The following is a 24115-nucleotide window of genomic DNA, read 5'->3' as shown; positions in this document are numbered from 1 at the left end:
AAAATAATGAGCTCACAAGAGAGTGAACCGCGCCTATACCAACAAGTTGCGGCTTTGGTCAAAGAACGCATCGAAAATGATGAATACCCAATTGGCACTAAATTGCCTGCAGAACGGTTACTTGCTGATGAAATGAAGGTGAGCCGTACGGTGATCCGCGAAGCTATCATTATGTTAGAAGTGGAAGGATATGTGGATGTACGCAAAGGATCTGGCATACACGTCATCAGTAATCGGTCTAATAACTCAGTCAATACAGAAACCGGATTAGAATTTAGTCGTTGTGGGCCATTTGAGCTATTACAAGCAAGGCAACTGATTGAAAGCCACATCGCCGAATTTGCCGCAAGCCAAGCCACGAAAGAAGATATTTTAAAATTGGTTGATATTCAAAAGCATGCTCGTAAAGAGGATCGTTTTCGCGACTCAACATGGGATCTTGCCTTTCACATGCAAATTGCCGCGTCGACCCATAACAGTGCGATGGTGGTAATTGTTGAGCAAATGTGGAGCCAACGCTTACGTAATCCTTACTGGCTCAAGCTTCATGAGCATATTGATAACCGTTCGATTGAGAGCTGGTGTGATGAGCACGACCAAATTTTACAGGCGTTAGCGCGTCGAGACCCGAAAGGGGCGCGGCAAGCCATGTGGCAACATTTGGAAAATACCAAAAAAATGTTGTTCAATGCGACCAGTGATGACTTTGAATTCACTATGGATCGCTACTTCTTCGCAGATAGCCCAACGATGGATGATAACAGCTAGTTATTCTTCATCATCCTCAGAGATCTGCTTCAGCGCGGGGAGATTAACTAAAATAATTTTCCCGTATTTTGCATCAATCCAACCGAGTTTTTCCCATGCAACTAAACGCTTATTGATAGTTTGCCGTGTGGTATTAATGATGGTCGCCAAATCATCTTGTGTCAGATATAGGCTCAATTGAATCCCCTTTTCATGAGGTTCACCATAACCTTCCGCTAAGCTCAATAAGCGCTTGGCCAGCCGGGCGGAAACAGACAATAAGGCGCTGTCATTGATAATAGTAAAGGCGTTACGAATCACTTTGCAGAGCAAAATATTCAGAAATTGGTAAAAAACGGGGTGCTTTTCCAAGATCATGGCTAAATCTTTCGGTGATATCGTCAGTAAAATGGTTGGGCTGATTGCTTTAGCATCATGGGTGCGCGCTGACTTATCTAGCATGGCAATTTCGCCAAACCAATTGCCAGGTGAAAGATAGCGAAATACACATTCACGGCCATCTGAGGATATCGAACTCACTTTTACTGAGCCTTGAATCACCGCATATAAACCACGTGCAGGGTCACCTTGATAGTGAACCATTTCACCATCAGGATAGAAGCGTAATGTGGCGCATGTCATTAAGATGGAAATTAAATAATCGGGTAAGTTACTAAACCAACTATTTGTTTTTAATATTTCAAGAATACTTTCATGCGTTAGAACTAATTGACTGTTTTGTACCGCAATGTTCATCTGAATGCTCCCTGCATGATTAGCTGATTTTATCATGACATTTGGTAGGGTTATGTTCAATCATGAACCGCCGTAATATTCGAATAAACCTCACAAATAAGAAATAGAGTAATAGAAAACCCGAGCCATTTATTGCGGCTCGGGATGGATTCAAAAGATCATTAATTAATCTTCAAATCGTTTTTCAATACCTAATCTTCTTAATGTCAGAATCAACAGACCACCGATAAAGGCGACTAAAGCGATAAAATAGAGCCCTGCACGGGCAGACTCAAAGGTGGTTTCTGCCCACACTCTTAAGTTTGGTGCCACAAAGCCACCTAAGTTACCCACAGAGTTAATCAGGGCGATTCCTGATGCCGCAGCGGTACCGCCTAAGTATGCAGATGGGAAGCTCCAATACAGAGGTTGCATGGCTAAGTGGCCTGCTGCTGCGACACATAACGCAATAATGGCAATAACTGGAATGCTATCGAATAAACCAGAAACAGCGATCCCAGCAGCCCCTAACATAAAGGTAATGGCAGCAACTTTACGGCGTTCTTTTAGACGTTCTGAAATACGAGGAACGTAGTAAACTGCAATGGCTGCACACAGTGGTGGTATGGCGGTGACAAAGCCTACTAGTATGCCGACTTTACTGCCTAATAATGTACCAATTTGGGTTGGTAAGAAGAAATAAATACCGTAACCACAGACTTGAACGGTAAACCAAATCAGACACAGGTAGAGAACACGCATATCTAATAATGCTCTCAGGGCACCTTTCGGGCTATGACCTGCTTTGGCGTCTTCTTCCAAAGCTAATTTAGCGGAAAGTGCATTTTTTTCCTCAGCCGTCAGCCATTTGGCTTTTTCTGGGCGGTCATCAAGGTAAAAGAATACCCAAATCCCGACAATAGATGCCAATAAGCCTTCTACGACAAACATTAACTGCCAGCCGTATAAACCGAAGGCAAATGAAGTTCCTTCTAGTGACAGGAGTGAGCCTGATAATGGGCCCCCAATGATAAATGCCAGTGGTGCACCAAATAAGAAGTAGCCTGTCACCCGTGCCCGGATATTTTGTGGGAACCAGAAGGTTAAATACAAAATAACCCCCGGAAAGAAGCCAGCTTCACTGACACCAAGCAAGAAGCGCAGCACAATAAAGGTGGTTTCATCATGGGCAAACATCATGGCGGCAGAGACTAGCCCCCATGTGACCATAATGCGCGATAGCCATACTCGAGCACCAATGCGGTACAGTAGAATATTACTTGGCACTTCAAACAGTGCGTAGCCGATAAAAAAGATCCCTGCGCCAAATGCGTATGCAGCGTCACTTAACCCAGTCGTTAACTGAAACTCTTGTTTTGCGAAACCAATATTAGAACGGTCTAAATAAGCCAATATGAACATTAATACCACCATTGGTATTATTTTTCGTATTGCTTTGCTGGTAGCCGATGATAAATGATCCGTATTGGTGGACATGGTTCACCCCAGTTTTTTGTAAGATAGTAATGTTATCTATTCATTTTTATTATGTGTTTAGCCCGCCGCTGAATAACCAGCAGAGTAGAGTATAGAGCTAAAATACTCGCCATACTTCAAGTTGCAGTGTTGTTGACCGCATCATGAATTATTTAGAGTGTAAATAAGTAATTTAAAATGAATAATTCTTGTTATTAATTTCCCTTTTTCATGTTGTTAGAAATGAAATATTGAAAAAGGGAATGATCATTATTTCACGTTAAATTTAGCTAATGCTTCAGGTTTTAACGTTGTACCTGCCCCAGGCGCGGTTGGTGTGGTATAAACACCATCAATAACTTCGACCGGGTCAACAAAGCAGTCCAGTGTCCAAGGAATGAATTCTAGTAAAGAGCAGGCTGGATGCGCCATGACCAGATGCAATTGTGCCTGCATCATATCGCCATGGTGTGGTGTCACCGGTAAATTAAAGGCCATACCTAAATCAGCAATTTCCCATACTGCTGTTAAACCACCACAGCGTGTGGCGTCAGGTTGTAAGTAATCAACGGCACCTGCCAAGACAAATTCCTTAAACGAATCATTGTGATAAAGTAATTCACCTAATGCGATAGGTGTGTCCATATAAGCGGCAAGTTGTTTATGGCTGGCGACATCATCATGCCACAACGGCTCTTCAAACCACTTAATATTAAAATCATTTAAACGGTGGCCATATTGCTTGGCTATACTGATATCCCACTTACCATTCGCATCTACCATTAAGTCGATATCATCGCCAATTGCGTGGCGAACCGCTTCAATACGTTGTAGATCTTCGCGTGGGTCTGGTTTGCCAATCTTCATTTTTATTGCTTTGAAGCCTTCTTCGAAGATCATTTTTTTACAATCATCGACTAAGTCTTCTTGGCTACGCACTAACCAACCGCAGTCGGTGTTATAGGCGTTAACTTTATTGTGTTTTGAACCGCCAAACAGTTGCCATAACGGCTGATCTGCGGCTTTAGCTTTGAGATCCCAAAGGGCGATGTCGATGGCAGAAATTGCCATTTGCATTAAACCACCGCGACCAACCCAAATATTGGTTGAGCTGCGAGTGAGTTTTCGATGCAAATAACGTACTTCTGTTGGGTCTTCACCGAGTAACATTGGACCGAAAACATCTTCAATAATGGTGGTGATTAACCGGTCGGTAGTGATATCGGCGTGTGTTCCGGTGTGGCCATAGCCGACTAACCCACATTCTGTTTTGATCATGACACCCGGCATTCCCCAATGGGTAATACTGTGAGTTGAGTCACCAATTAGGTCATTAGTGACAGGTACGTGCATGATAAAAGTACTAATTTCTTTTATTTTCATTGTTGTTCCCAGGTGTTGTAAGGTGGTTGAATGCCAATCTAGCAGTGGGAAATGGATTAAACTGTCAAATGATTTACAGATTGTGCCTTGATGGCGCCTTTTACTGATAAATATGAGCTAGATCTCTTTATTTTGTATGATAGATCACGATGGAATATCTAAATTGGTATAACAACTTAAGGGGTTAAGATAACAACCATACATTTTAAGTATTATTTTTCGTGATAATAATGAGAGTGGGACAATAAAAATTTTTATTGGGGTATGGGGTTCAATCTAGAGTAGGTTTAGAATAATTGCGGAAACCCAGCGTTATAGCGGATGAAAAATGTCTAAACGATTACTTTTATTACTGTGTATTTTATTTACGAATTATTTCTCTCAATCTATGGCTTCTGAAATCGTCAATGATACAGATGATTGGCAGTTGGCAGACATCCCCCCCAAGCTAATTCAAACAAAACAGCCTGAAATTATTTTTGCGATGATTGCTGGAGAAATGCGCGCTGTCGCAGAACTGAACGCAGAACACGGGTTTTACGCTTATTCTCCCTCAGGGGATTATTGTGCGATGCAGTTTGGCAATGACTACGCATTTGTGAAAACGATATCATTTTCTAATAAAAAGCCACGCTATGTACCTGAAGTAGATAGGCTAAATGACTTACAAAATCCCATTTATGATTATTTAGTCACACACCAAAAAACAGCGGTATACAACTCAACTCAAAGTAATCGTAAGCAAATAGCCTCTTTATGGGAAAACCTGCGTTATCCTGTGTTAGCGCGAATGATTAAAACGGATAAAACAGGTGAAAAAACGGCATGGTTAACCATTCGTATTGGGGATAGGCTAGGCTATGTGCGTTTAGATGATGTTTCGTTGGATAAAGGCATTCCGATTTTAACTTATCACCATATTCTCAAAGACAATGAAAATAAGCATTTTCGTGAAACATCCACCACGACATCGGTGGAAGCATTTCGCGAACAAATGAATTATTTAAAACAAGCGGGCTACCAAGCCCTTTCGCTTGCTGATGTGGAAGATTATTTAAATAAATCTGCAAATCTACCGGGTAAGGCTGTTGTGTTGACATTTGACGACGGTTTAAAGTCAGTTTATCGCTATGCATTACCGATTTTAAGGCATAACCGCCAGCAAGCAACGCTGTTTATTATTTCTTCCCGGATTAAAACGCAGCCACAAAAATGGTCAGCGGATGGCTTACAATTTATGAGTAAGCAAGAAATTAAAGATAGCCGAGACGTTTTTAACATCCAATCTCATACTCACTTTTTGCATCGTTTAGATAACCATAACTCACCAATTTTATTTAGCCGGAAAGAACATACCATTATGTTGGACTTTAAACGGTCGATGAAAATTTTGAGTCGCTTCGAACCGGAACAACGCTATTTAGCCTATCCTTTTGGTGGATATAACTCCGCAGCGATGGACGCGGGGGGGAAAGCTGGCTTACATTTAGCACTGACAACCATTCAAGGAAAAGTCAAATTAGGGGATAACCCATTTGCCCTCAAACGTTTGTATGCTTTTCGGACTGACCCATTAGAGAAATTTGCTCAGATGGTTGGAAATAGTGAAAAAAGCGTCATAAATCAAAATATTATTATCGATAGATAATCAATATAGCGAAGTAAGCACTGGGGTGTTTGGCTCAGTGCTCATCCGCTTGCTTACCCTTTCCCATTTCTTTTAAAAACTTCTGTTGGTAAATAAACAATTCTTTCGCGCTAATACAATGATAATCCATCGAAAACTGCTTGGCAGTTTGCTCAATGATTTTAGCAAGGGCAGGGTAATGGCGGTGGTTCCAATTGGGAAATAAATGGTGTGTAAGATGTAAGTTTAATCCACCTAACCAATAAGTTAACCAACGAGGTGTAGTTTGCCAATCATAAGTGGTTGAAAAAGTGTGAGTATAAAAACCATGCGGCATATTGCCTTCTTTGGGGGGCGTATAAAAAGTCGCTTTCGCCCAATGGGTGCCAAGTATCAATACAACAAATATAAGAGAGGCTAACATTTGGCTAAATAAGTAAGTGAGTAGCAAGGTCGCTAAACTGATATCAGTGATAACAAAAGCGGGTATGACTATCGCCACAATCAAATGCAGTAACTTAGCCAATAAAAATGCTCCAATACCACGACGGCCTTGATGGCGCATATGAGGGGCGACGCGCGTCAAATGAAATCTATCCATCCAATCAAAGAACCAAATGAGTGCAGGGAAAGTCATTGCGGCAATTAATGGCCAATACAGATGCTGAGCTCGCATAAACGGGTACCAGCGCTGATAAGGCGTTTGCCGTAAGACAAAATTTTCTTCGATATCTAAATCATAATGGCGAATATTGGTGTGAGCGTGGTGAAAAATAATATGCCTGACGCGCCAGCATTCAGGATCTAAGCCCAACGGAATAGTGACCCAAAAATTGAGCCAATAGTTGGCTTTGGCCTGCTTGAAAATTGCATTATGGGAAGCATCGTGAACGAGATTAATGGCTAATAATAATGCGAAACAGATAAACAGAGGGTAAAAAATAAAAAATGCCCAAGACGTGTTAGCGCATAATGCTATGCCGTAACTGCCTAGGCAGCACAAAATTAAAACTAGACTTTTTAAATAAAAACGTAAGTCAGCGAACCGATGATCAGCACGCTGTTGTAAATAGTGTTTAGCGGCCATGTTCAATGCTTTTTGGAACGCTTGGTCATGGCGGTGTTGGTAGCCTAGTGGCCTTAGCGGCTCAGGGAACATCTCGCACCTGTATGGGTTTTCGGCCTATACCAAGTAACATTAACAAACTATGCAGCCATAGTGCACTGGTAAAAATAACCCAAAACGGGGTTGTCCATTGCCAAATAAATAAAATACAAATTAGTAGCAAGCAAGCGATGAAAAACCAGCTCATCAGGCCAATTTTACGTCCATCTGAAATACCCGATAGAGCTACGGTACCTAAGGCTAATAAGATAAATAAAACCACTTGCTGTTGGGTTGTACCTTGATAACCATAACCATAAATATAGACGTAACCAATAACCAAGCTAAATAGGAGAAGTGTTCCCATTACTAATGCGATTTGGTTTACGCGAAATAATGGTGCGGGTTTTGCTTTGGGTTGGCTACGGCGTTTAATGATACGCCAAAAAGGTAAGTTGCTGTCAATAAACGGGTTTTCAGAAGCGGGAGCGCCTTTGATACCAAAATGATGTTCAGTTTCAGGTAACTTGGAAAATGTGCCAAACAGTTTGTCCCAAAAAATAAAACTGCCCCCGAAATTACGATTGGAATAATGCCCTTCTTTCACATGGTGAACTCTATGGTGCTGTGGCGTTACCATAAATTTCTCCAACCAACCCAAACGCGGGATCAGCGCACTGTGGTTAAAGAATTGAATAGTATAGTGCAATATTGAAACGGTGATAAACACCTCTAAGGGAATCCCCATTAGTGCCAGTAGCATAAAGAATGGGATTGATGTCAGTGATGAATACCACGAATTACGCACTCCTAATGATAGGTTATAGTGCTCCCCTTGGTGATGAACCACATGAACGGCCCATAGAACACGGTAGGTATGGTGCAAGCGGTGTAGCCAGTAAAAACCAAAGTCCCAAGCAAAAATCGCAAACACCCACACCAGTGCGGTTGGCCAGTTTTCAACGAGGTTGAATGAGTAGTGGGTCACGACAAAGCCGTAACAAAAAATTTCTAACCCTCTAAATAACCACAACATAATATGGCCAGAGTTCAGGTTGAACACCAATTCTTGCCAGCTAACGGTTCCTTTTTGCGTTTTGGCGATCACTAAACCTTCTGCGACCACGACCGCTAACATGAAAACAATCGGAAAGGTTAATTCATTCATCAGTGTTTCTCTTTAAGACAAATTTCGCTGTGTGAACAATCAGTAATGCACCACAAGCGGTGAGTGCACCAGTAACCACATCAATAACTAAATGGCGCTTTAGCACCAATACCGAGGTACAAATAGCAATCGCCCAAATAACGGCTAAAACCGTGCGAAATTTTTGTTGTGTTGACCATAATGCATTGAGCACGATGAGAGTCAATGAGACATGTAGAGAAGGTAATAAATTTTGTGGGCTATCAATATTAATCAAAGCAGACAAAGCCTGCCCAGATAAGGCCAATAAATCGTAGTCGTGGTACAGCATAGTCGTGGGGTACCACAAATAGACCGCCCCAGAAACCAGCGCACAGAGCTGCATGGCATACATGAGTGAGTAAGCTTTTTTTAGAGGGCTGAGAAAATACCCAAGTGGGATAAACAGAAAAAAGGAGAGATAAAGCCAGATGGCATCGGGTGAAAATGGGACGGCATTATCCAGCTCACTGGGTGATAAAACATGAGCTTGCCCAGTCACTTGCCCGGTATATTGATAAACAATGCCAACGGTTCCCCAACCGAGTAGGCAATAGATAAAGCGAGTGAATAATTCTCTGCTATTCATTTCGCTTCCTTACGGGTTATACGTCGCTTTTTAACGGAGAGTGTTTGTGTAATAGTGGCAGTGGATAATTGCCAATCTAATTGAGAAATATCAACATGTTGGTTTGTAAAATAGCGTGTTAGCTGTTGCTGGCAGAGAGATAGCTCTGTAGGAGAACATTCAGCCTGTAAATATAATGCGTTGCCTTGCTGGGTTAAGCGAAAGTCAGCAGTAACAGGCAAGTGATTCACAATCACCCGCGCACAGGGATCTGCAAAAATAGTCACCATTTTGCCGTTATAGCCCGGAAGTTGAAGCAAATCATCACAGCGACCCTCAATACGTTCAATCGCCATTTCAGGAGAGCCACAAGGGCAAGGTGTATTTTTCACCACTAAAACATCATCGAATTGATAACGTATGATAGGCTGTGTTTTGCGCGTAAAGTCCGTGATAATGGGTGAAAAACGGTCATTATCAAGCCAATTAGGCTCAATATGCACAAAAGCTTCATTTAAATGCATAGTACCATGAGAACAAGTGCAGCCTAAAAACCCTTCCGTTGCTTGGTAGACTTCCCCTACATGGGAAAAACAACCCTGTAATTTTTGTTTGTCATGAGGTTCTAGTACTTCAGCGACGGAAATTACTTTTTGTACATTTAATTGAATTTTCTGCTGGTTGATGGCGTCAGCAATCGTACATAACACTTGGGCTGGCGCAACGATAATCGAAGGCTGATATTGTTCAAGAGCGCTAAGTTGCAGATCAAAATCCGCGAAAAGGTCATAAAACCGCAGTGAAATCCAACGGTTATTGACACTTTCATACAGGTTATTATTGGCGCGTAAAAACAGAGCAACACGCTCACCATTAAACAGGCCTTGGGGTAACATTTTAGCTAACATACTGCCAGACCAGACATTTTGTTCTTCTGGGCTGACAACGAAAAGGCCTCGACGGCCCGAAGTTCCAGAGGATAGCCCGACACTGTAGCGCCCCACTTTAGGGGCAAAATCCCGAGATTGTTCACTTTTTTGCGCACATTCTAGAAGTGTTTGGCTTAACAGCCCGGCGGTATTCATCTCATCAAAATTATCCATCATGATTTGTTTATTCATTATGGGGAAATTAGATAATGGCTGATTGATATACCGCTGAAAATAGGGGCTTTTCGCTAATACTTTGCGTTTAAAATGCGCTAAACGTTTTTGTTGATAAGCTTCCAGTTCACCACGGTTACGAAACGTCAAATGACGAGCTCGCCAGTAATGCCAAAGCATCGAGAGGATCACAATAAATCCCCTTCGTGGCACAGTTGGATAACCACATTGCGCTTATCAATTTCATGTAATTTATTCAGTGTTTCATAATAAGCCTGCTTATCATCCATAATAATATTGGCAATTGCCATGGGGCCACGCAATTCGCGGTAATTAGTGGGTGACCAAGCTGCATCACCTGCGAGCAATATCCAGCCTGAGTCAGTTAGTACACACAAACCAATATGCCCTGCGGCATGCCCAGGGAGCGGCACAATCAATAACGTCTTCTGCTGATTAACTGCATAGCCTTCGCCTAAAATTTGCAATTCATTTGGTAGCGCCACCTTGGGGAAACCTTCATAAAATACAGTGCGTTGTTCGAAGTCATCTGGTAATAGTCCACTGACAAAGGCATTTTTCAATGCAGCAAACCCAGTCAAAGGGCGTGTTTTAGCCCAGCCATCTCCTGAACAAATAATGGGGATATTAGGGAAGTCACGTAGCCCCGCGATATGGTCACCATGGAAATGAGATAAAATCACACCATTGATATCATTAGGTTTTAGGCCATCATTAGCCAATTGATTGACAAGGGCATCTTTGCTTTCGAAATACACTGGAGTGACTGCTCGATATAGCCGCATAATGCCATGGCGCGTATGATCATAAAAATGAGTGGCATACCCGGTATCAAACAGCCAACGCTGGTGTTCATCCTCTATCAGCCATGCCCTTGCTGGAAATTTACAAGATTTAAAACTGGCGCCTTTTAACGCGACACAGCCCGGATGTGTGCAATAACCCACTTCATATTGATGAATAGTTAGCATGGGTTCTCCTGTTTTTTCAGCCATTTTGCGGTCAAATGAACACCTTGTTGCATACTATATAAAGGATAGTAGCCCAGCTCTTGCTGTGCCTTTTGGTTATCTAATGTCATGGTGAAATAGGCTGCACCGAGGCTATAGCGTGTGAGTAATGGCTCTTTTCCCGTTAAACGGCCAATGACTTCTAATAGACTGGCAATAGCATACAGCAAAGGGTAAGGGGCTGAACGAATTTCGCACTCTAAATTAAGTTCATTAAACAATTGATTTAATGTCTTTTTTAGTGCTTGTGGCTGTTGGTTGGTAATATTGTAAATGGCTCCGTTAGGGAGTGTTTCTTTGAACGTCGCCAGCTGCATGCTGTGAACCACATTTCCCACATAGGTGAGGTCAAAATGGTTATTTCCCCCATTAGGTAACACCAGTTTTCCCTTGCGTGATTTTATTTGGGTGAGCAAACGCGGTAGCAAAACACGATCATGAGGACCAAATAAGCCACGAGGGCGCAAAATAGTATAACGAGTTGCCGGAAATTGACTAACGCATTGCTCGATCATGGTTTCGGCTAAATACTTTGTTCTGGCATATTGGTTAGCGAAATGTTTATTAACCGTGGACTCATGAATATTTTGCTGGTGGGTGAAATTAAAATAAATGGCAGGGGTGGAAATATGGATAAAGCGTGAGATTTTTGCTTCCCCTGCTGCGATAGCCAATATTTGAGTGGCGTGAACATTTGTTTTTTCAAAATCTTGGCGTTTTCCCCAAGGCGAAGAAAGGGCGGCGCAATGCCAAATAGCATCACAACCCGCCATGAGCATTTTCGCTTCTTCAACGGTGAGTTCAGCTAATTCAACAGCAATAAATGTTGCACCTAATTGACTTAGTTGTTCTCCTGCTTGTTGGTTTCGCCCACAAGCGACCACATCAATGCCTCTTTCAAGTAAGTACTCACTAGCATTGCGTCCCAGGCCACTTGTTGCGCCTGTTACCAATATTTTCATGGCACTAATACCATGGCGCACAGCGCTAACCCAGCAGCAGTACCGATTAACATGGCACTGGGTTTTTCATAGAAACGTTCTGTAATAATGGCTTCATGTAATGCAGAAGGGATGGAGGCCGCAACCTGATTCCCTCGATGTTTATAGATATCGACTAATTGCTCCGTTGTTACCCCGACACGTTGGCGCATATGCTCTAAAGAAAGGTGACTCGCTTGGTGTGGGATCACGGTACCAATTTGCTTAAGCTGTAAACCCGATTCACTGAAAACCTGTTGCATAAAATCTTCAATCAAAGAAGACGCGAGGCGAAACAATTTTTTCCCTTGCATGTGGAACAGGAAGTCATCATCGGTCATACCCGAGCGCGGATTGCATCTTGTACCACCTGCGCGAATTTCACAAAAATCAATGCCTGCAGTATGTGTGGTGTGGGTATAAGAAATAATTCCGCTATTTCCATCTCCTTTTTCCACGACAACACAAGCAGCACCGTCCCCAAAAATCAGTGATGACTCTTTATCCCGCCAGTCAATACCGCGCGAGGCGATATCCGCAGAAACAATCACAATGCGTTGATAAGCGCTGGTGGCTAATAGCCCCGCTGCAATCTGTAACGCAGTGATAAAGCTGATACAACTTGAATTGACATCAAAGCAGGCAATTCCTTGGTTTAAATTCGATTGCTCAAGGATATGCGCTGCTGAACACGGTAGCGCTTGCACTGGGATAGCAGAGGCATTAATCAACATATCAATACTGTTTGGTGGGATATGGTTCGCCTGCAATGCATTTTGAATCGCCTGGGCGGCTAAAAGGGCTTGTGAATCGGTATGACTTGCATGGAAGCGATATTCGATACCTGAATGCTTTTCGACAAACCCTTTTGATTTATTTAACTTTTCATCCAACATGGACGAGAGAATTTTATGCTCAGGAAGTGCCACACCAGAAGCGATAATTTTAAGGGGAGTTATTGACTGGTTACCAGACATATCAATATGTGCCTATCTTACGATGATAATGATAATAAATATCAGAGTTCAAATGTTTAATATATAGGAATTACGGAGTTATTCTGATTCACTCTCTCTTGAGAATGCTCCATAAACTTCATCAATTAATTCATGGATGGTGTTTTGCCATAATTTAGGTAATGAAGCCTGCCATACCACATCAATCCGCCATTGGGCATGTTCACAATGTTGAATCGGAATAAAACGTATGTCTTTTGAGCTGATATTTTTTGCACTATAGGGTAAGAGGCTCACACCAACCTCAGCGGCGACGAGTGCAATTAATGTTTGAATATCATTTGCTTCCTGAGAAGGCGTAATTAATAAGCTTTCATATTTTAGGTAGCGCTGAATTTGTTGATGAAGCTTTGAGCCACGTTCTGCGCGTAACAATAATAAAGGAAAATGAGTTAGATATTCCTTAACTGATAATCGAGACGCCGATTTTTGTGCGACGGCTAAAGCAAGTACTTCAAATTTTAATGCTTTGCTCACTAAGCTATCTGTGTTTTTAAATGCAAATTGGCGAGTAAAAGCAATATGCAATTCATGAGTTTGTAGCTGTTTCTCCATTTCGTGAGAAGGCATGTCATCCAGCTGAATTGGAATATCAGGGAGTTTTTCACGCAGCCGTGCAACAAATAAGGACGCTTCGTGAAATGTTGATATGCCAAATCCGACAGTTAGTTTTACAGGAGGTTGTTCTCGAAGTATTGCGGATTGACGTAAAAGCTCAGTAGTGTGAGCAAGCACTTGCTGTGCATAGGGAAATAGTATTTTACCGTGTGGAGTCAATACAGCGCCATGACGTCCACGCTCAAACAGAGTCATCTCTAATTGTTTTTCAAGTAATTGAATTTGTTTCGTTAAGGCTGGCTGGCTAATATATAAACGTGATGAAGCTTCGCGATAATTTTTTGTTTCTGCAAGAACGATAAATGCGCGGAGTAGTCGAGTATCCATGATGGTTAGCCAGTTCCTAATAGTAGAAGACGCCATAGTATTTGTATTATGAATGCTATGGCGTGTCATTGACTTTAGCTATTATGGCTTTTCTTTATGATAAGGGGAATTCTGCTCCGCAAAGCGAACACTACGAATATCGGTTTCATAGCCCAGAGTTTCAGTCATAATGCGGTATAATTCAGGTCTTCTACCTGTAAGCCAACGCCGCCCATTCGAGGTTGGAAGCAAACTAAGGTCAAGATCTGCAATGACCACATCATCCTCAACCAATAAACTCTCTTTGACAATTCGGCCATAGGGGTCTATCACCATTGCATTACCTGTGCGAATTTCATCATCATCTAGGCCAACGCCATTACTAAACAGATAAAAAACGCCATTATCGTGAGCTCTTGAAGGTAACCAGCGCATTAGCCATCCTCGCCCATTTTCACCTTGGCATGCCTCCAATAGTGCTTGGGGGTTCTGTTTTCTATTTTCCCAGAGACTAAGGTTGAGTGGTTTCATTCCATAAGGGCTACTCGAATGAGTTCCACCGGTTTGGTGGGGAGCAAGAATAATATCTGCGCCAAGTAGTGCGTTTATGCGTGGGTTTTCAATTAAGTTATTATCCCAACAAATTAAAATACCAACTTTTACCCCCCATGGTGTATCGAATACCGTGTAACTATCTCCACTATGAATGGTTGGGTGCTCAAACGCATGCAATTTACGGTGAGCATGGTATTGTCCATTTGGCATGCAAGCGACCCAAGTATTGTAGCATTTGCCATCTAACCCTTTTTCAATCAATCCAACACCAATAATCATGTCTAATTCAATCGCACGCTGGCGGATCAATGCTAATGATGGGCTATCGTGCAAGGTTTCACTCAATGCATAAACGGCGTCATCTGGTAGCTTCGGCACGTGCCAATAACCAGTGATACACATTTCAGGTAACACCAGTATTTTCACTTTTTGTTGTGCAGCTTGAGTAATAAAGTCATGGATACGTTCTAAATTATAGGGTTTGTCGCTAGGGCGGTGTTGGAACTGTACAGTTGCAACACGAAGCTGTGATTGTGTTGGCATCATTTTGATCTCCTTGGTTTAAGGAGATCAAACCATGTTGTTCAAACAAAAAATAATGAGTTATTTTCTTATTCAATAACGGTTAGTTATTGAATAAAGCTTTAAGAACACTTAAAAATAGTTTTTTTATACGTAAATTAACGTAAAAAGATAGATTTGCATTATATTATACGAAATAAAACCTCACATTAAGCGTGATATTCTTATATTATCTACTTTATTTAAAGAGTGATTGGTTAATTATTCCTCAATAAATACTCTTATTTAGTGAATTAGGTATGCAAGTAGTCCTTATTCTCCGAATTAAAAGCATAAATTTAACCTAAGCTATATGAGCAAAATACAATATTCATATGCCTCCTTCTTGTCGTTTTGACTATTTTCTTGGGAAAAGGCGAGGTAAAACACTTGTTTTACTCGTTTTATTATGCCTGAAGCTATAATTATTATGTTTTATTTTTGTTATATTTCATTTTTATCCTATAAGTTTGCAATATACTTTTGTGATTTGTTACAATTGGAAATAAATGTAACGCATTGTTATTTAAGAGTTATTTTTGTTGTAGACTGTTGGTTTTTACTCAATATGTGGGTTATTGAAGGTTATCAATATTGATATTACTCTTATTACGGATAATTTGTTTTACTTATGAGTAGATCGTGGCCATTAAAAAAAAATCACCATTTTTTATATTCTAAACTCTTATTGCGAGTAAGCAAAAACCTCTGTTAATTTAATTAAAATAAATAATAAAAATAAAAAAACCATTGGCAGTTGTTTTTTTGAAGCAAACATTAAAAATGTAAAAAATAAATTAATATATAAAAAATAAGTATATAAAAATACTTAGTAATCAATGAATACCATAATAAATTTATGATAAATGTCTTAGTTATATTATAAATTAAATCCTCGCCATATTTTTGTTTATTACCACTATTAATGGTAATAAATTATTTTTCTTTAAAATCAATTTGTTATGTTATATTTAATCATTTTCATTAAAATAGTAACTAATAAGAATAATGTGTTTTTTATCCTATAAGATAATTAAAACTAAAATAATGAAATATTGATAGGTTTCAATGGCTTTAATTTATTCGATTGATCGTTATAAACAGTTTTACTTTTATATATTGAAAACTATAATTAACTCAAATTTCGTGTTTTAATTGGTTTGTTCTACTTTGATTTGGTTATATAAGCAGTGCTGTTCATTATGTTAAAGGTTTTGATCTGTAATATAATTTAGCCATTTAATATTTTAGGTTATTTTGGGCTATTGTTGATGATAAATGTAAATCGGATAGTAGGTAGAGAGATTAGAAAAAGAAGAAAGCACTTAGGGCTTTCTGGTATTGAATTAGCGAATCTTGTTGGTGTAAGTCAGCAACAAATATCACGCTATGAAAGAGGTGAGTGCAATATCAATATTGAAAATTTGCACGTGCTTGCTAATGCGTTAGAAACTGAAATGATTTGTTTTTTTATCGATGATGTTTTTATCAATAAAGAAAATAATTAATTTAAAATATTAAGAATAATCTAATTATAAATCGAAATTAATAAGATAATTATAAATAATATGTTTTAAAATTAATAAAACATCTAATCTAATAAAGATATAGCGTTTTTATTTTTCTTAATAAAAACCTAATCTTTATGTTTTTTATCATTAAATTCTCAGCAAATAGATATCAACTTAATAATTTATTGATTATTAGGTGATTGGTACGTATGTCGTCTTTTTATAGGAAAATATAAATGAAATTAACTAAAATTGCATTAGCTACAATTATCGCTTCTTCATTCGGTATTGCAAACGCAGCACCTGTAGATCAAGGAAGTGGTATCATCAATTTTACTGGTAAAGTTATTAATGCACCTTGCTCAATCCCAGGTGACGGTACAATTAACGTTGACCTTGGCCAAGTTGCAAATAAAGTATTAGAAACTGGTAACAAATATAGCCAAAGCGTTCAATACAATATCCAGTTAGAAAACTGTGATTTAGGTGAAGTTAAAGATTCTAGCGATGTAGTTGTCTTCCCTGCAGTTAGCAAAGTTAAAGTAACTTTCACGGGTACTCCAGATACTACAGCTAAAGAATTACTGGCAAACACTGGTACTTCTAAAGGTGTTGGTGTTCGTTTAATCAACGCTGATGGTGCAACAATGAAAGTTGGTGACACCAGTGTTGAGCTGCCATTAGCGGATGGTCCAAATAAATTAGCATTCAGTGCACGTGTTGAAGCAAATGGTAGTAAAGTTGAAACTGGTAGCATCATTTCTCAAGCAACTTATGCTTTAAACTACCTGTAATTTTTTATTTAAAATAACAGGCATATATTTGCCTGTTATTTTCCTTTCTTAGCTTTTATTTTTTGACAGGGAACATCATGTCTCTATTGCCTCAGTTTAAAATAAATAAAATATTATTTTCGATTGCGTTGGCATTTTCCGTTTCGGGAATATCAAATGCAGTGGAATTTAATATGAATATTATTGATGCTAAGGACAGAGATAATATTGATTTGAGTCAATTTTCAAACCCTGACTTTATTCCTGCCGGCGAATATCTAACGGATATTACATTAAATGGTAGAAAACTATCAGGGCAGTATTTAATTAAGTTCATTGAAGAGAGTAAAGATACTTCAACACTCTGTGTTACACCAGAGATGGTAAATATTTTTGCATTAAAAAAGAAGATAAAGGAAGAGCTTCTGCAAAATAATAATGGCCAGTGTGTTGAACTATCTAAAAATTTAGATATTAGTTATCGCTTTGATAAAGCGAATCAAAATATCTTATTTTCTATTCCTCAAGCTTGGCTTGAATACGATGATCCGTATTGGGTTCCACCTTCCCAATGGGAAAATGGGATTATGGGAGCATTTCTCGACTATAACCTGTTTGCTAATTATTCTGCGCCTAAAAATAACAGTGAAACATTCAGTGGTAGTAGTAACGGTACCGCTGGCGTTAACTTAGGTGCCTGGCGTTTCCGTGCGGACTATCAATATCAATATAATCGTTCTCAAGGTAAAACGAATGAACGGTTTGATTGGACTCAGTTATATGCCTTTCGTGCCTTACCTCAAATGGGGGCAAAGGTTTTACTTGGTGAGTCTTATTTGAAGACTGATTTATTTGATAGTTTTCGCTTTATAGGGGCGTCTATTTTTAGTGATAATCGGATGCTTCCGCCTTCACTACGTGGTTATGCGCCTCAGGTTACGGGTATCGCTAAAACAAATGCGATGGTGATTATTTCACAGAATGGGCGTGTGATTAAGCAAGTTAAAGTCGCTCCCGGGCCATTTAATGTTCAAGATATTACTGAAGCAGTACAAGGTACTTTAGATGTAACTATTGAGGAAGAAGACGGTTCAAAAACCACTTATCAAGTAACAGCAGCATCGTTGCCGTTTTTAACCCGTCAGGGGCAGCTGCTTTATAAATTTACCATGGGGCAATCTGACCCATTTGGCCGCTCACAGAAAATTGACCCTAAATTTATTGTCGGGGAAGTCTCCTATGGTTTATTTGGTAACACATCAATTTTCGGCGGGTTAATTGCCACGGTCGATAATAACAATTATCAAGCGATGAACTTGGGAATAGGGCAAAACATGAATATGTTTGGTGCTATTTCCCTTGATATTACTCGTACCCATGCAAATTTAGATAATTTTGGCTCTTATTCAGGTAACAGCTACCGTTTAAATTATTCTAAACGTTTTGAATCTACCAATTCGCAGGTGACATTTGCAGGCTATAAGTTTTCTGAAAAAGAATTCTTAACAATGCCTCAATACATTGATGCAGCTAATGGTGTGCTTGATTTTAGGCGTGACAAAAACGTCTATACCGCGTCTTTTAATCAATACATTAGCCCATTGGATTTAACGGTTTATTTTAATGCCTCTCATCGTCAATTTTGGAATAGCGAATCGACAACAAACTTTGGGATGAGCTTTAGTAAGTTATTCAGTATTGGGCAAATTAAAAATATTTCCGGCACATTATCTCTTAATAAAATTAAATATGAAGAGACGGATGATAACCAAATTTATCTGTCTTTCTCCGTGCCACTCGAAAACGGGGCTTCAGTGAGTTATGACGCCCAATATGCAGATAGTGACCATAGCTTTGGCCAGTCAGTGGGTTATTACAGTGCAAATGAGAATAACAACTACTGGAGTATGCGTGTGGGCGGTGACCAGCACAAACTTGGGCGTGCAGAGCCAAATATCAGTGGTAGTTATCAATATTCATCGCCTTATGGCGTGTTAAATGTTAATGCGACAGAAAATGTGAATTCATATCGCGCTGTCGGCGGTAGTTGGTATGGCTCCATGACTGCAACAAAATACGGTGCGGCCATGCACCGTAACGGGACTAACAACGAACCTCGGGTAATGATTGATAGTGATAATGTCGCAGGAATTTCTATTGATAATGGAGAATCTGTCACGAACCGATTTGGTATTGGTGTTGCGACAAGTTTAAATAGTTTTTCTAATTCAGATGTTTACATTGATATGAATACATTACCTGATGATGTGGATGTCAATGACAACATTATTGGTAAAACATTGACTGAGGGCTCAATTGGTTATCAGAGAATAAAAGCGAACCAAGGAAAACGTATTCTAGCAATTATCCGTTTGAATAATGGAAATTATCCACCGCTTGGTACCAGTGTGATTGAAGTAGGCACAGGAAGAGAAGTCGGAATTATTGCAGATAGTGGCGTTGCTTATTTAACGGGTGTGGTTCCAGAAGAAAGCTACATAGTGAAATGGGCCGCTGGCGCAAACCAATGTAGTTTGAATTTACCTAATATTGCCGAAAAAAATCAGGGTAAAGTCCTGATCCCTTGCCAATAAAGGAATGATGTATGAGTAAAAAGTATGTAGTAGCTTTAGGATTTTCATTAGTTTTTGTCGGCATGCAAGTTGCGTCTGCTGCGATTAATATCGACCGTACACGGATTATTTTTCCAGGCAAAGATAAATCAATGAGTTTGGTTATTAACAACCAAAGTAAAACAATGCCCTACTTAGCTCAATCTTGGATGGAAGACGAAAAAGGGAATAAGATTTCTGAACCTTTTACCGTTTTACCTCCAATGCAACGTGTCGAACCGAATGCTAAAAACCAGATAAAAATTATTAAAACGGAGGGAATTGACGCTCTTCCACAAGATAGAGAATCGCTGTTCTATTTAAATGTGCGCGAAATTCCCCCTGTTGCAGATAAGGAAAATGTTGTCCAGATTGCGATTCAAAGTCGTCTAAAAATGTTTTATCGTCCACCTCAAATCGAAAATAATAGCGACAAAGTATGGGCTAAAGAGCTGAAATATACACATACAGGTGGGCAATTATTAATTGAAAATCCAACTAAATATTACGTGACTCTTGGTTACCTGAGTAATACCAACCAGAAAAACTTTCCTGGTTTTGAAAGTGTCATGATAGCCCCGTTTTCTAAAGAAAGTGTCCCCGTGCCATCAAGCAGTTTTAATCAGTTATATACCGGGTATATGGATGATTACGGTGGTATGAAAATGTTGACTTACCAATGCGCTGCATCAACCTGCCAGTTGTCAAAAGAGAGCCAATAGGATTTTAGATATGAGAAATTGCTACTTTTCAATATGTCTTTTTATGCTATCGCTATGCACCAGCCAAGCTTATGCAGATAGTAGCATGATGAGAGGTGATCTTAATTTTACGGGAAATGTGGTGGCATTGCCTTGTAAGATTTCATTTTACTCGATAGATCAAAATATTGAATTAGGGCCAATATCTCTGAATTACTTTAATGAAATTGGGGACAGAAGCCCTAAGCATGAAATCAAATTGAAATTTGATGACTGCATTTTTCCAAAACGTGATCGCGATGATAGAGATCCGGTTGTCCGGATCATGTTTATTTCAGAGCCAACTGAAAGTACAGACCGCAATTTATTTGGTGGTAAAACCATTCTAAATGGCTATGGCATTCGTTTGATGGATAAAGATGGCAATATTGTTCCTAATGGAGAATACCGCAGTTATCCCATCTATTTTGATGATAACCAGCAAATTACGATTTATTCCATGCTAGAGAGTTATCTGCCAAGAAATGAATTAACAGTGGGTAATATTAAAACGCAAATTACCTTAAATATTACTTACATATAAGGTGTATAAATCATGATACACACGTTTATTCAAAAATATGGTTTTTATATTTTATTTCTGTTCGTTTTTATTAGCCCAAAAACATTTGCTTTAGATTGTGTTGAAGCTGGGACTGGAGTCGTCATTAAACCTGCGGTACCGGTTGGGCAATTAGCGATTCCTTCAGATACACCTGCGGGAACGGTTATTTGGCAATCTGACCCATTAACAGTCACTGTTTATTGCGATAACGTACTCGGTAATATGGTTGACGTTGTTCATATGTATTTTAACCCGACATCACAAAAATTAGGGACAGGATTACTACTTGGAGCTAACTACCAAGGTGAACAACTTGAGCGTGATAAACAAAAAGTCAGCTTGGGAACACCGCCAATTAGTGGCAAGCAAAGCGTTACTGTGACTGTCACATTTAATTTATATATTAAGGTAACAGGTACGGTCCCGCCGTCTGGGAATTATGAAGGTGATAACCAATTTACGGTTTTCCAATTTGATGGGAGCGGGGGGATCAATACGACACCGGGAGCGAAAAACTTACGCTATTCGATATCTGGGTTACGAGGGATTCGTTTCTTAAAATGTGGTGCGGATATTAAAGTTTTCCCAGAATCACAGCAAATTGATTTTGGCCAGTTAATGATCACAGAATTGAATCAAGGGAAAGAATTTAAAAAAGATTTTCAAGTTCAAGCAGTGAAAAGAGGTTGTCTTGATAACTTCTCGATGAATATCAATTTTGAAACAACCGATCCATTAAATGGCGAATATGCGATTGATTTGAAAAATGGAACCAATTTGACAATTATGGATGATAAAAGTAATCAGATAAAATTCAATTACTTCCAATTTTTCGGCAGTTTACCGCAAGGAAGCACATCAGTAACGCGTGATTATAGTGCAACCATTAAAAAGGCGGGAACGGTGAAAACGGGAGGATTTAACGCCTCAACCATTGTTCGAATTAACTATTATTGATGTTAGTTATGCATTGATGTGAGTGATAATAAAAGAGCGGGTTTTTGGCCTGCTCTTTTACTATGTAACTGTATGACTATGTAACATAATCATACAGGCTAACGAAAGTTAGCGCATTCCATTGCGCTAGAGTGGCAAATATTACTTAACGCATTTACTGCAAGTCTCATTTTGGACTTGTTCAAAGAAGTTATTGCCCTTGTCATCAACGAGAATGAATGCTGGCAGCCCTTCAACTTCCATTTTCCAAATTGCTTCCATGCCTAATTCTGGGTACTCAAGGCAATTTAAGCTTTTCACATATTCTTGCGCCAGTATTGCTGCTGAACCACCAATACTACCTAAGTAGAAACCGCCGTGTTTCTTACATGCATCGGTTACCGCTTGAGTTCGGTTGCCTTTCGCCAACATTATCATGCTACCACCGTGGGATTGGAACAGGTCAACGTAGGGGTCCATTCGGTTACCCGTTGTTGGGCCTAAAGAACCAGAAACCATATCTTCCGGTTTTTTGGCTGGCCCTGCGTAATAGACCATGTGGTCTTTAAAGTATTGTGGTAATTCTTCGCCGTTATCTAAACGTTCTTTAAGCTTGGTATGCGCAATATCTCGAGCGATGATCAGTGGGCCACTGAGGGAAACACGGGTCGATACAGGGTGTTTACTTAGCTCAGCCAAAATATCTTTCATTGGACGGTTGAGGTCGATATGCACCACTTTTCCTTCAGCTTGGTGACGCATAGATTCAGGAATGTATTGGGCTGGGTTATGCTCCATTTTTTCAAGCCATAAACCGCTTTTGGTGATTTTAGCTTTAATATTTCGGTCAGCCGAGCAAGAAATGGCTAAACCGATTGGGCAAGAGGCGCCATGACGAGGTAAACGAATAACACGCACATCGTGAGCAAAATATTTACCACCAAATTGGGCGCCAAAGCCAAGATGACGTGACGCTTCTAATAACTCATTTTCTAGCTCAATATCACGGAAAGCTCGGCCATATTCATTACCCGTGGTTGGCAGATTGTCGTAGTATTTCGCTGAGGCGAGTTTGGCTGTTTTCAGTGTTGTTTCCGCAGAGGTGCCACCGATAACGAAAGCAATATGATAAGGTGGACAAGCTGTTGTTCCTAAATTTCTCATTTTTTCAATTAAGAAATTTTTTAACTTAGCTGGTGTTAAGGTTGCTTTTGTTTCTTGATAAAGTGCTGATTTATTTGCAGAACCGCCGCCTTTATTGACAAACAGGAAGTGATACTCATCACCTGTGGTCGCAAAAATGTCAAACTGTGCTGGCAGGTTTGTACCTGTATTGACTTCATTAAACATATCTAGCGGTGCATTTTGCGAAAAACGCAGGTTTTCGTGTTGGAAGACGTTGTAAATCCCTCGTGACAGGTACTCTTCGTCATCACAGTCTGTCCAAACTTGTTGGCCTTTTTTCCCAACAACCGCAACGGTGCCGGTATCTTGGCAGTTTGGCAAAATACCTTTTGCAGAAATTTCAGCATTGCGAAGTAATTGCAATGCCACATATTTGTCGTTTTCGCTGGCTTCTGGGTCTTGTAAGATAGCAGCGACTTGTTTTTGGTGCGCAGCCCTTAAAAAAAACTGGGATTCATAAATTGCATGTTCCGCAAGGAGGGTTAATGCTTCAGGTTCAATCTTTAAAATTTGCTTGCCTGCAAATTGTTCTACAGAAACATATTTATCAGAGACTTGGAAATACTCGGTTTTATCCTCAGATAATGGATAAGGTTCTTGGTAAAAAAACGCTTTATTGGCCATTTTGCTCACTCACATATTAATTTCAGTGGAATTTCCAAAAATAATCACCCGTAGGTTTATGCTTATTCTTTAATTGGTTTAACTCGAAAGATACAAAGTAAAATTTATAGGTGTAATAATGAAACAAAAATTACAAAATAAGTCACTAAAAGTTACAGTTTAGCTTGAAATT

Annotated in this window: 21 protein-coding genes; 8 read left to right on the top strand and 13 right to left on the bottom strand. The window is 39.7% G+C overall.

Translation table 11 applies throughout. From position 1 onward, the window contains the following. The first annotated feature begins 6 nt into the window (after window positions 1-6). Window positions 7-768: a transcriptional regulator ExuR gene (gene exuR / locus PR683_RS08490; protein ID WP_004907894.1), complete on the top strand. Its 762-nt coding sequence runs from the start codon at window positions 7-9 to the stop codon at window positions 766-768. On the opposite strand, the gene PR683_RS08485 is transcribed toward exuR, so the two are convergent. From PR683_RS08485 to PR683_RS08475, 3 genes are all read right to left on the bottom strand, one after another. Then, window positions 769-1503 carry a Crp/Fnr family transcriptional regulator gene (locus PR683_RS08485; RefSeq protein ID WP_004907896.1) on the bottom strand — a complete coding sequence of 245 codons (735 nt, stop codon included), beginning with the start codon at window positions 1501-1503 and terminating at the stop codon, window positions 769-771. Between the two features lie 165 nt (window positions 1504-1668). Beyond that, entirely contained in the window at window positions 1669-2979 is a 1311-nt protein-coding gene (locus PR683_RS08480) for an MFS transporter (protein WP_042851501.1), read from the bottom strand. A gap of 249 nt (window positions 2980-3228) precedes the next feature. Then, a complete protein-coding gene (locus PR683_RS08475; protein WP_004907900.1) occupies window positions 3229-4341 on the bottom strand; it encodes a mandelate racemase/muconate lactonizing enzyme family protein in 1113 nt (370 codons plus the stop codon). Between the two features lie 328 nt (window positions 4342-4669). Between PR683_RS08475 and PR683_RS08470 the strand changes: the two genes are divergently transcribed. Next, entirely contained in the window at window positions 4670-5989 is a 1320-nt protein-coding gene (locus tag PR683_RS08470; RefSeq protein WP_196719642.1) for a polysaccharide deacetylase family protein, read from the top strand. Between the two features lie 34 nt (window positions 5990-6023). Here the strand turns inward: PR683_RS08470 and PR683_RS08465 are convergent, their stop codons facing one another. The 9 genes from PR683_RS08465 to PR683_RS08425 all read right to left on the bottom strand — a co-directional run bounded on the left by PR683_RS08465 (window position 6024) and on the right by PR683_RS08425 (window position 14979). Further along, window positions 6024-7127: a fatty acid desaturase family protein gene (locus tag PR683_RS08465; protein ID WP_004907904.1), complete on the bottom strand. Its 1104-nt coding sequence runs from the start codon at window positions 7125-7127 to the stop codon at window positions 6024-6026. Further along, window positions 7117-8241 (bottom strand): sterol desaturase family protein, encoded by a 1125-nt coding sequence (locus PR683_RS08460; protein WP_109912659.1) that lies wholly within the window; start codon window positions 8239-8241, stop codon window positions 7117-7119. Before PR683_RS08460 ends, PR683_RS08465 begins: the two co-directional genes overlap by 11 nt. Next, a complete protein-coding gene (locus tag PR683_RS08455) occupies window positions 8234-8848 on the bottom strand; it encodes a phosphatase PAP2 family protein (RefSeq protein WP_110731645.1) in 615 nt (204 codons plus the stop codon). Before PR683_RS08455 ends, PR683_RS08460 begins: the two co-directional genes overlap by 8 nt. Beyond that, window positions 8845-10125 carry a F390 synthetase-related protein gene (locus tag PR683_RS08450; protein ID WP_196719682.1) on the bottom strand — a complete coding sequence of 427 codons (1281 nt, stop codon included), beginning with the start codon at window positions 10123-10125 and terminating at the stop codon, window positions 8845-8847. Before PR683_RS08450 ends, PR683_RS08455 begins: the two co-directional genes overlap by 4 nt. Beyond that, window positions 10119-10922, bottom strand: coding sequence for an MBL fold metallo-hydrolase (locus PR683_RS08445; RefSeq protein ID WP_004907913.1), 804 nt, complete (start codon window positions 10920-10922; stop codon window positions 10119-10121). Before PR683_RS08445 ends, PR683_RS08450 begins: the two co-directional genes overlap by 7 nt. Next, on the bottom strand, window positions 10916-11923 hold the full coding sequence (locus PR683_RS08440; protein WP_115168003.1) for an NAD-dependent epimerase/dehydratase family protein: 1008 nt from the start codon (window positions 11921-11923) through the stop codon (window positions 10916-10918). Before PR683_RS08440 ends, PR683_RS08445 begins: the two co-directional genes overlap by 7 nt. Continuing rightward, a complete protein-coding gene (locus PR683_RS08435) occupies window positions 11920-12918 on the bottom strand; it encodes a 3-oxoacyl-[acyl-carrier-protein] synthase III C-terminal domain-containing protein (RefSeq protein ID WP_004907922.1) in 999 nt (332 codons plus the stop codon). The genes PR683_RS08440 and PR683_RS08435 overlap by 4 nt, the downstream gene beginning before the upstream one ends. Before the next feature lie 78 nt (window positions 12919-12996). Further along, window positions 12997-13902, bottom strand: coding sequence for a LysR family transcriptional regulator (locus tag PR683_RS08430; protein ID WP_109912654.1), 906 nt, complete (start codon window positions 13900-13902; stop codon window positions 12997-12999). 81 nt (window positions 13903-13983) lie between these two features. After that, on the bottom strand, window positions 13984-14979 hold the full coding sequence (locus PR683_RS08425; RefSeq protein ID WP_042851748.1) for a nitrilase family protein: 996 nt from the start codon (window positions 14977-14979) through the stop codon (window positions 13984-13986). Between the two features lie 1289 nt (window positions 14980-16268). On the opposite strand from PR683_RS08425, the gene PR683_RS08420 reads away from it, so the two are divergent. The 6 genes from PR683_RS08420 (at window position 16269) to PR683_RS08395 (ending at window position 22155) form a co-directional block, all read left to right on the top strand. Next, a complete protein-coding gene (locus PR683_RS08420; protein ID WP_004907928.1) occupies window positions 16269-16505 on the top strand; it encodes a helix-turn-helix domain-containing protein in 237 nt (78 codons plus the stop codon). Between the two features lie 239 nt (window positions 16506-16744). Then, entirely contained in the window at window positions 16745-17302 is a 558-nt protein-coding gene (locus PR683_RS08415; protein ID WP_004907930.1) for a fimbrial protein, read from the top strand. A gap of 77 nt (window positions 17303-17379) precedes the next feature. After that, entirely contained in the window at window positions 17380-19875 is a 2496-nt protein-coding gene (locus PR683_RS08410; RefSeq protein WP_004907932.1) for a fimbria/pilus outer membrane usher protein, read from the top strand. A gap of 11 nt (window positions 19876-19886) precedes the next feature. After that, on the top strand, window positions 19887-20615 hold the full coding sequence (locus PR683_RS08405; RefSeq protein ID WP_004907935.1) for a fimbrial biogenesis chaperone: 729 nt from the start codon (window positions 19887-19889) through the stop codon (window positions 20613-20615). An 85-nt stretch (window positions 20616-20700) separates the two neighbouring features. Then, window positions 20701-21177, top strand: coding sequence for a fimbrial protein (locus PR683_RS08400; RefSeq protein WP_004907936.1), 477 nt, complete (start codon window positions 20701-20703; stop codon window positions 21175-21177). Between the two features lie 12 nt (window positions 21178-21189). After that, complete coding sequence (locus tag PR683_RS08395; protein WP_109912652.1) at window positions 21190-22155, top strand: fimbrial protein; 966 nt, start codon at window positions 21190-21192, stop codon at window positions 22153-22155. A gap of 141 nt (window positions 22156-22296) precedes the next feature. Here PR683_RS08395 and PR683_RS08390 read toward each other — a convergent pair whose 3' ends face one another. Then, the gene (locus PR683_RS08390; protein WP_109912651.1) at window positions 22297-23943 is read right to left on the bottom strand and encodes a fumarate hydratase; all 1647 of its coding nucleotides are present in this window, start codon (window positions 23941-23943) and stop codon (window positions 22297-22299) included. Window positions 23944-24115: the final 172 nt, after the last annotated feature.

It is taken from the genome of Providencia sp. PROV269, from assembly GCF_028477785.1.
In the GTDB taxonomy this organism is placed as follows: Bacteria; Pseudomonadota; Gammaproteobacteria; order Enterobacterales; family Enterobacteriaceae; genus Providencia; species Providencia rettgeri.
This window is presented reverse-complemented; position numbering and strand designations above follow the sequence as displayed.

Excerpts from the sequence above, each read along its gene's own strand:
- exuR (WP_004907894.1), top strand. The coding sequence starts at position 7 with ATGAGCTCACAAGAGAGTGAACCGCGCCTATACCAACAAGTTGCGGCT.
- PR683_RS08485 (WP_004907896.1), bottom strand. The coding sequence starts at position 1,503 with ATGAACATTGCGGTACAAAACAGTCAATTAGTTCTAACGCATGAAAGT.
- PR683_RS08480 (WP_042851501.1), bottom strand. The coding sequence starts at position 2,979 with ATGTCCACCAATACGGATCATTTATCATCGGCTACCAGCAAAGCAATA.
- PR683_RS08475 (WP_004907900.1), bottom strand. The coding sequence starts at position 4,341 with ATGAAAATAAAAGAAATTAGTACTTTTATCATGCACGTACCTGTCACT.
- PR683_RS08470 (WP_196719642.1), top strand. The coding sequence starts at position 4,670 with ATGTCTAAACGATTACTTTTATTACTGTGTATTTTATTTACGAATTAT.
- PR683_RS08465 (WP_004907904.1), bottom strand. The coding sequence starts at position 7,127 with ATGTTCCCTGAGCCGCTAAGGCCACTAGGCTACCAACACCGCCATGAC.
- PR683_RS08460 (WP_109912659.1), bottom strand. The coding sequence starts at position 8,241 with ATGAATGAATTAACCTTTCCGATTGTTTTCATGTTAGCGGTCGTGGTC.
- PR683_RS08455 (WP_110731645.1), bottom strand. The coding sequence starts at position 8,848 with ATGAATAGCAGAGAATTATTCACTCGCTTTATCTATTGCCTACTCGGT.
- PR683_RS08445 (WP_004907913.1), bottom strand. The coding sequence starts at position 10,922 with ATGCTAACTATTCATCAATATGAAGTGGGTTATTGCACACATCCGGGC.
- PR683_RS08440 (WP_115168003.1), bottom strand. The coding sequence starts at position 11,923 with ATGAAAATATTGGTAACAGGCGCAACAAGTGGCCTGGGACGCAATGCT.
- PR683_RS08435 (WP_004907922.1), bottom strand. The coding sequence starts at position 12,918 with ATGTCTGGTAACCAGTCAATAACTCCCCTTAAAATTATCGCTTCTGGT.
- PR683_RS08430 (WP_109912654.1), bottom strand. The coding sequence starts at position 13,902 with ATGGATACTCGACTACTCCGCGCATTTATCGTTCTTGCAGAAACAAAA.
- PR683_RS08425 (WP_042851748.1), bottom strand. The coding sequence starts at position 14,979 with ATGCCAACACAATCACAGCTTCGTGTTGCAACTGTACAGTTCCAACAC.
- PR683_RS08420 (WP_004907928.1), top strand. The coding sequence starts at position 16,269 with ATGATAAATGTAAATCGGATAGTAGGTAGAGAGATTAGAAAAAGAAGA.
- PR683_RS08415 (WP_004907930.1), top strand. The coding sequence starts at position 16,745 with ATGAAATTAACTAAAATTGCATTAGCTACAATTATCGCTTCTTCATTC.
- PR683_RS08410 (WP_004907932.1), top strand. The coding sequence starts at position 17,380 with ATGTCTCTATTGCCTCAGTTTAAAATAAATAAAATATTATTTTCGATT.
- PR683_RS08405 (WP_004907935.1), top strand. The coding sequence starts at position 19,887 with ATGAGTAAAAAGTATGTAGTAGCTTTAGGATTTTCATTAGTTTTTGTC.
- PR683_RS08400 (WP_004907936.1), top strand. The coding sequence starts at position 20,701 with ATGATGAGAGGTGATCTTAATTTTACGGGAAATGTGGTGGCATTGCCT.
- PR683_RS08395 (WP_109912652.1), top strand. The coding sequence starts at position 21,190 with ATGATACACACGTTTATTCAAAAATATGGTTTTTATATTTTATTTCTG.
- PR683_RS08390 (WP_109912651.1), bottom strand. The coding sequence starts at position 23,943 with ATGGCCAATAAAGCGTTTTTTTACCAAGAACCTTATCCATTATCTGAG.